This is a genomic window from Rhizobacter sp. P3_B12, assembly GCF_056402895.1.
The window spans coordinates 1-2,032 of the sequence record NZ_JBFUGN010001058.1; the positions used below are offsets into that span (position 1 = coordinate 1).

Here is a 2,032-nt window from a genome sequence, read left to right on the forward strand (position 1 = left end):
GTGCTGAGCCATGCGGTCGACAAGGCGCTGATCGATGCGCTGACCGAGCACAGCGGCATCCGCGTGAGCGCGCAGCACCAGCCGCGCGACGCGCGCCGGGCCTGGCTGGACATGTGCATCCAGGGCGCGCAGCTGAAGCTCGCGCGGCTGCTGTCCGAAGAGGGCTCGCAGCAGGCGCGCACGCGCGCGCTGGTCGAGGCGCTGGACCTGTCGCCGGAAAACCCCGACACATTCCGCATCGAGTGTTTCGACATCAGCCACACCGCTGGCGAATCGACGCAGGCATCGTGCGTGGTGTTCGAGGCCCACAAGATGCAGAACGCGCAGTACCGCCGCTACAACATCGAGGGCGTGACGGGCGGCGACGACTATGCCGCGATGCGCCAGGTGCTGACGCGACGCTACAGCAAGATCGCTGCTGTGCTGGCCGACCGGGAATCGAGTGAACCGACGAGCACCGCGGCGGCGAACGTGCGCATGCCCGACCTGGTGCTGGTCGACGGCGGGCGCGGCCAGGTCAGCATGGCGCGCGAGGTGTTCGAGGAACTGGGCCTGGACCTGTCGCTGATCGTCGGCGTCGAGAAGGGCGAGGGCCGCAAGGTCGGCCTCGAGGAGCTGGTGTTCGCCGATGGCCGCGAGAAGGTGTACCTGGGCAAGGATTCGGCGGCGCTGATGCTGGTGGCGCAGATCCGCGACGAGGCGCACCGCTTCGCGATCACCGGCATGCGGGCGCGCCGCGCCAGCGTGCGCACCGGCGGCAGCCGGCTGGAAGACATACCCGGCGTGGGGCCGAAGAAACGTGCGAAACTTTTGCAGCGCTTCGGAGGCGTGCGTGGCGTGGGCCATGCAAGCGTGGAAGATCTCGTCACCGTCGACGGAATCTCCAAAGAACTGGCGGAGGAAATCTATCGTGCGCTTCATTGACCACCCCCGAGGCGCCGCAGGCGCCTCCCCCTCRAGGGGGCGCCGCCAGCGGCCCGGCAAAGCCGGTTCCGCGGCGTCCGCTKGGTTGTCGCTGGCCTGCGGCTTCGCTCTCTTGCTTGCGGGCTGTGGGTCTCCTCCGCCCGCGCCGGCTCCTGCGCCCGCGCCGGTTTCGCGACCTGCACCTGCACCTGCGCCGGCCCCTGCTGCTGCCGCGCCGGCACCGTCGGCTGGCGGCTTCGTCAAGCTGACCGCGCCGGGCCCGGTGCGCAACTGGAACGAAGTGCGGCTGCAGGCCGCGCGGCGCATGGTCGCGTCGAACCCGAACGGCACCTACATGAGCCGGCCGCCCGACATCCTGCTGGCGATCCCCGTGCTCGAGGTCGAGCTGAACTCCGACGGCAGCGTGCGCCGCGTCGACGTGCTGCGCTACCCGGGCCAGGCGCCCGAGACCACGCAGATCGCGATCGACGCGATCAAGCGCGCTGCGCCGTTCGGCGACGTGTCGAAGCTGCCCAAGCCGTGGAAGTTCGTCGAGACCTTCCTGTTCGACGACGACAAGCGCTTCAAGCCGCGCACGCTGGATCCCTGAAGAACTTGGGCACAATGCCGCCCATGTTCTTCAATCTGCCGACACTGCTGACCTGGGCGCGCATCGTCTCGATTCCGCTGGTCGTCGGGGTGTTCTACCTCGACGTCAAGGAGCCGCACCAGAACCTGATCGCGACGGTGCTGTTCATCGTCGTCGCGCTGACCGACTGGGCTGACGGCTACCTGGCCCGCCGGCTCAACATGACCTCGTCGTTCGGCGCCTTCCTCGATCCGGTCGCCGACAAGTTCCTCGTCTGCGCCGCGCTGCTGGTGCTGGTGCACCTGGGCCGGCTGCATGCGCTGGTGGCCCTCGTGATCATCGGCCGCGAGATCGCGATCTCGGCGCTGCGCGAGTGGATGGCGCAGATCGGCGCGTCGCGCAGCGTCGCGGTGCACATGCTCGGCAAGGTCAAGACCACGGTGCAGATGATCGCGATCCCGTTCCTGCTCTACCACGGCACACTGTTCGGCCTGATCGACACGCAGCTGTGGGGCACCTGGCTGATCTACGCATCGGCGG

Annotated in this window: 3 protein-coding genes; all 3 read left to right on the forward strand. The window is 68.7% G+C overall.

Features of this window, described 5'->3' with window-relative positions; genetic code table 11:
* A partial coding sequence (locus AC1D01_RS32020) for a helix-hairpin-helix domain-containing protein (protein WP_477873540.1) occupies positions 1-924 on the forward strand: 924 nt, incomplete at its 5' end.
* Positions 925-1,186: 262 nt separating this feature from the next.
* Entirely contained in the window at positions 1,187-1,513 is a 327-nt protein-coding gene (locus AC1D01_RS32025) for a hypothetical protein (RefSeq protein ID WP_477873541.1), read from the forward strand.
* A gap of 23 nt (positions 1,514-1,536) precedes the next feature.
* The coding region (gene pgsA, locus AC1D01_RS32030; RefSeq protein WP_477873542.1) for a CDP-diacylglycerol--glycerol-3-phosphate 3-phosphatidyltransferase at positions 1,537-2,032 on the forward strand (496 nt) is incomplete at its 3' end.